This window comes from Azohydromonas lata (assembly GCF_034427735.1).
In the GTDB taxonomy this organism is placed as follows: domain Bacteria; phylum Pseudomonadota; class Gammaproteobacteria; order Burkholderiales; family Burkholderiaceae_C; genus Azohydromonas; species Azohydromonas lata.
Map to the genome: position 1 here is coordinate 1 of NZ_JAXOJX010000140.1, position 5,607 is coordinate 5,607.

General features: G+C 70.8%; 4 protein-coding genes. All 4 read left to right on the plus strand.

Going from position 1 to position 5,607, the window contains the following annotated elements:
* The coding region (locus tag SM757_RS34390; RefSeq protein ID WP_322468773.1) for a hypothetical protein at positions 1-287 on the plus strand (287 nt) is incomplete at its 5' end.
* Between the two features lie 407 nt (positions 288-694).
* Positions 695-1,933, plus strand: a complete 1,239-nt coding sequence (locus SM757_RS34395) for a response regulator (RefSeq protein WP_322468774.1) — start codon at positions 695-697, stop codon at positions 1,931-1,933.
* Entirely contained in the window at positions 1,930-2,139 is a 210-nt protein-coding gene (locus SM757_RS34400) for a hypothetical protein (RefSeq protein ID WP_066341160.1), read from the plus strand. Before SM757_RS34395 ends, SM757_RS34400 begins: the two co-directional genes overlap by 4 nt.
* The coding region (locus tag SM757_RS34405) for a PAS domain-containing hybrid sensor histidine kinase/response regulator (RefSeq protein ID WP_322468775.1) at positions 2,136-5,607 on the plus strand (3,472 nt) is incomplete at its 3' end. The genes SM757_RS34400 and SM757_RS34405, both read left to right, overlap by 4 nt.

A 5,607-nucleotide genomic window follows, 5' to 3' on the forward strand; every position in this document is an offset into this window, starting at 1 on the left:
ACCTGCTGTTTTCGTCGCGTCTCGCTGTTGTCAGCAGCGAAGAATTGAATTCTGACATAAGGGTAAACCCTTGTCAACTGCTTGGGTATTTAGAACACCTTTTGCAGCCCGCCCGACAAATCCACCGGGCGGCTCGCCTGCGGAGTTTGCGCAAACATGCACATACCACCGCCAAAACCCGTTGGATCCCTCAAGGACCCTTTATGGACGGATTTTCCTGTCTGCCGCAAGGCACGGAAAAACCAATTCCACCTGGTTTTGGAGACAACATCAAAGCCGCGTCCTGAATTTGAACGCCAACCCTGGTGTGTCTGCGAGGGGCGCGAGTATACACAAGGTTTCAGGCGCGCCAAGCTCTGCGTGCTGAAAGTTCACGAGGCCAAGCATTTCCAGTGCTGTCGATGGTGGGCTTGGTGCGACGCGCACCCGCCACGCCGGCCGCGGCAGACCGGCACTTTGACAGTCAGGCAACGATGCCGCACCGCTGCAGATTGCAACATCCACCGCCGGGCGAGCACGGCCGGTGCGCGGCCCATGGCGGCGGCTTTGAAGAGGCGCCGGTCGAGCGCGGCATCCTCTCACCAAGCCTGGTCGCGTCCGCTCGGCGTGCGCTTGCGCAACTTCAAGCTCGCCGTGCCGTGGCCACGGCATCCAGCTACATATCATTACGACCTTCTCCTGCCGAGGGCCGCGCATGACCATCAGCTCGCAACCCGCCATGACGCCTGAGGAGAGCGCCAAGCCGACGGTGCTCGTCGTCGACGACACGCCGCAAAACCTCAAGCTGTTGGGCGACCTGCTGCAGCCCACGTACCGGGTGCGCGCCACCACCGCAGGCGAGAGCGCGCTGCGCGCGGTGCAGGCCGCCAGGCCCGACCTGATCCTGCTGGACGTGATGATGCCCGGCATGGACGGCTACGAGGTGCTGCGCCGGCTGCAGGCGGACCCGGCCACGCGCGACATTCCCGTCATCTTCATCACCGCGCTGGACGGCGCCGACAGCGAACGCAAGGGCCTGGCCGAGGGCGCGGTGGACTACATCACCAAGCCCATAGACCCGGCCGTCACCCTGGCGCGCGTGCGCACCCATGTGGAGCTCAAGCGCACGCGCGACCAGCTTGCCCACCACAACCGGCGGCTGGAACAGGAGGTGGCGCGGCGCCTGCGCCAGAACCTGCTCATCCAGGACCTGAGCCTGCGCGCGCTGGCCTGCTTGGGCGAGGCGCGCGACAGCGAGACCGGCCACCACATCGTGCGCACGCAGGCCTACGTGGAGCTGCTGGCGCGGCGGCTGCGCGACCACCCGCGCTTTGCGTCGGCGCTGCAGGGCCAGCGCCTGGACATGGTGGTGCAGGCCGCGCCGCTGCACGACATCGGCAAGGTGGGCATTGCCGACGCCGTCCTGCTCAAGCCCGGCAAGCTCACGCCAAAGGAGTTCGAGCTGATGAAGGCGCATGCCGCCATTGGCGCCGACGCCATCGCCAAGGCCATGCAAGGCGCCCTGGCCAGCGTCAGCGACGCCGCCGCGCACGAGATGGCCGGCGAGGCGTTCGCCTTCTTGCAGGCGGCGCGCGAGATTGCGCAGCACCACCACGAGAAGTGGGACGGCAGCGGCTACCCGCGCGGCCTGGCCGGCGAAGACATTCCCGTCAGCGCCCGCCTGATGGCCCTGGCCGACGTGTTCGACGCCCTCGTGTCCCGGCGCGTCTACAAGCCGCCCATGAGCCTGGAGGAGACGACGCGCATCATCGTGGAGGGCAGCGGCCGGCATTTCGACCCCGACGTGGTGGACGCCTTCCTCGCCTGCCGCGAGGAGTTCGCCGCCGTGGCCGGCCGCGTGGCCGATCCGCAGTCCGCGCCGGCACCGGCTGTGGCCCAGGCAGCCGCACAGGCGGGGCAGACGGTGACGCAGACGGCGGACAGCGGCACATGAAGCACACGGGACGAACGAGGCTGGGCCTGCACGCGCTACAGGGCTGCGCAGCGCTGTGCGGCGCGGTGGTCCAGGCGGGCGGCTTTCCCAAGGAGGGCATGCTCGCGCCGTTCCGTCCCCTGGGGGACGCCGGCTCCCGCTACGTGGACAGCATTTCCGTGACGCGCCGGCTGCTGCCGGTGCACGCCGTGCAGCAGCAGCCATGAGACTTCAAAGCAGCGGCGTCGCGCCCTTCCTGCGCCTGATCTTCCTGCCCAGCACCGCGCTGGCGCTGGTGCTGGCCGCGCTCAACTACCTGGCGTTCGACCGCCTGTGGGGCGAGCACGAGACCACCCGCACGCAGCAACTGCAGCAAAGTCGGCGCGCAGCCCAGGCCCTCAACCTGGATCACGAGCTCGCCGGCATACAGCGCCTGGTGCTGCGCACCCTGGAGCAGACCGGCACGCAGGCCGACCAGGCCGCGCTCCAGCGTGTGCGGGCCGAGCTGGTGGACCGGCTGGCCGCCGTCGAGAAGCAGTGGCCCGCGGCCGCGGACAGTCAGCCCGCCAACGAGGTGCGGCAGGACTTCACCCGCTACCGCCAGTTGGTGACCAGGGCCACCGAGCTGGCCGCCGCCGATCCGCCACAGGCGTGGCGCCAGGCGTTGCAGGCCAGCGACGTCCACCTGCATTTGAGCGAGCACGCGCGGGGCATCGCCGAGTCAACGCTGCACGGCTCGGCCTCGCAGGGCACGGCGCTGCTGCAGGCCCTGGGGCAGCGGCAGGTGCACATCGGCGCGGCCGGCGCGCTGGCGTTGGGCGGGCTCATGCTGTTCTGGCTGCTGGCCGTGCGGCGGCTGACGGCGCGGGTGTCGCTGTTGACCCGGACGCTGCAGTGCCTGTCCGAGGGCAAGCCGGAGCCGGCGCAACTGGCGCAGGTCGAGCAGTTGGCGCAAGGCCGCCCCGGCGTGCTGCCGACGCTGGCGCGCACGGTGCTGGCCTTTCGCAACGCGCTGGCCGCGCGCGACGCCGCCGAAGCCTCGGCCCGCGACAGTGAGGCCCTGATGCAGGCGGTGTTCGACGAGGCGCCCTACGCCATCGAGGTCATAGACACCGACAGCGGCCGCTACGTGCAGGTCAACGCAGCCACCTGCCGGCTGCTGGGCTACGGTCGCGAGGAGCTGTTGGGCATGTCGCTGCAGCAGGTGCAGGCCGGCCTGGCGCCCAAGGCGCTGCAAGACTCCATGGAGCGCATGGTGCGCGACAAGGTGCGCCGGCTCGAAAACGTGCACCGGCGCAAGGACGGCACGCTGTTCGACGTGCGCGTCACCGCCTGCCCGGTGCGCTTGGGCGGGCGCACCTACATGGTGGCGCTGTGGGAGGACATCACGGCGCAAAAGCGCACCGCCGAGGAACTGGAGCGCCACCGCCACCAACTGGAGCAGCTCGTGGCCGAGCGCACGGCCGAGCTGCACCGCGCCAAGGAAGCGGCCGAGGCCGTCAACCTGGACTTCACGCGCGTGCTGGAGATATCGCCCGACCTCATCGCGCTCAAGGACCGCGAGCACCGCTACAAGGCCGTCAGCCGGGCTTACGCGCAGGCCAACGCGATCGCCGACTGGAAGGCCCTGGCCGGACGCACGGCCGGCGAGGTGCTGGCCCCCGACCTGGCCGCCCTGGTGCGGGCCGACGAGGACGCGCTCATCGCCAGCGGCCACGACGTCATGGTGGTGGAGCGGCACATGCCGCTGGCCGGCTTGGGCGAACGGCTGATCTCCACGACGCGCTGCGTGCTGCGCGATGCCCAGGGCCGCTTCGACGGCTTCCTCACCCAGGCGCGCGACATCACCGACAGCACGCGCGCCGCCGAGGTGCTGGCCAACAAGGAGGAGCAGCTGCGCACGCTGGTGGAGTCCACCACCGAAGGCATCTTCAGCACCGACATGGAAGGCCGCGTGACGCTGGCCAACCGTGCCGCAGCGCTGCTGCTGGGCTTCGAGGACACGCGCCAGCTCGTGGGCCTGCCGCTGCCGCAGATCGTGCTGTCGCCCCAGGCGCGCCGCGCCGCCACCCGCGCCGACGGCTGCCAGGTGCGCCGCGCCTTGCTGGACAACCAGCGCGCGCGCAGCGACACCGAGTGCTTCTGGCGCCGCGACGGCAGCGCCTTTCCCGTGGCCTACTCCGCCGCGCCGCTCACGCGCGACGGCGAGGTCGTGGGCAGCGTGGTGCTGTTCGAGGACATCACGCGGCGCAAGCACGCCGAGGCCGAGCTCAAGCAGGCGCGCGACGCCGCCGAGGCCGCCAACCGCAGCAAGAGCGCCTTCCTGGCCAACATGAGCCACGAGATCCGCACGCCCATGAACGCCATCATCGGCCTGGCGCACCTGCTCAAGCGCGACCTGCGCGAGCCCGTGCAACTGGAGCGGCTGGCCAAGATCTCCATGGCGGCGCACCACTTGTTGGGCGTAATCAACGACATCCTGGACCTCTCCAAGATCGAGGCCGGCAAGCTGCGGCTGGAGACGGCCGACTTCGACGTGGAGCGCGTCGTGGACGACGTGTGCAGCCTGCTGCGCGACAAGGCCGAGGCCAAGGGCCTGGCGCTCATCACGGAGATGGCCGGCCTGCCCCGCGTGCTGCACGGCGACGGGCTGCGCCTGGGCCAGATCCTGCTCAACTTCGTGGGCAACGCCGTGAAGTTCACCGAGGCCGGCCACGTGCGCGTGAGCGCCCGCCTGGCCAGCCCGCCCGGCGCGCCCATGGTGGTGCGCTTCGAGGTGCAGGACAGCGGCATAGGGCTGAGCGCCGAGCAGCAGGAGCGCCTGTTCCAGCCCTTCGAGCAGGCCGACGCCTCCACCACGCGCAAGTACGGCGGCACGGGCCTGGGCCTGGCCATCTGCCGCCGGCTCACGGAGCTGATGGGCGGGCGCATCGGCGTGAGCAGCGAGCCGGGCGTGGGCAGCACCTTCCGCGTGGAGCTGCCCATGGCACGCGGCACGGACAGGGCTTTCGCCCAACCGCCCGTGCCGGTGGCGCCGGCGGCCGAGCTGGAAAACCTGCTGCGCCGCCATGCCGGCGCGCGCGTGCTGCTGGCCGAGGACAACGCCATCAACCAGGAGGTGGCGCGCGAGCTGCTCGCCGGCGTGGGCCTGGACGTGGACGTGGCCGACGACGGCCAGTCCGCCGTGGACAAGGCCCGCGCCACGGCCTACGGCCTGATCCTGATGGACATGCAGATGCCGCGGCTGGACGGCCTGGAGGCCGCGCGGCGCATACGCAGGCTGCCCGCGCACGCAGCCACGCCCATCCTGGCCATGACGGCCAACGCGCTCCACGAGGACCGCGAGCTTTGCCTGGCCGCGGGCATGAACGACCACATCGCCAAGCCGGTGGAGCCGGACGTGTTGTTCCGCACGCTGCTGCGCTGGCTGCCCGCGCCGGCTGCCGCAGCCCAAGCGGCCGGCCCCGCGCCGCAGGCGGCGCCAGGGCCGGCGCAAGAGGCTGATGCGGCACTGCACGCGCAGCTCATGGCCGTGGCCGGCCTGGACGCCGCGGCCGGGCTGCAGCGCACGCGCGGCCGCGTGGCCCTGTACGCCCGCATGCTGGCCCACCTGCGCGACAGCGAGCTGCCGCGCCAGTTGCAACAGCAACTGTCCGCGGGCGACACGGCGGCGCTGGCCTTCAGCGCCCACAGCC

Bases quoted from the DNA above. Each gene is read 5' to 3' on its own strand.
- SM757_RS34395 (WP_322468774.1), top strand. From the start codon at position 695: ATGACCATCAGCTCGCAACCCGCCATGACGCCTGAGGAGAGCGCCAAG.
- SM757_RS34400 (WP_066341160.1), top strand. From the start codon at position 1,930: ATGAAGCACACGGGACGAACGAGGCTGGGCCTGCACGCGCTACAGGGC.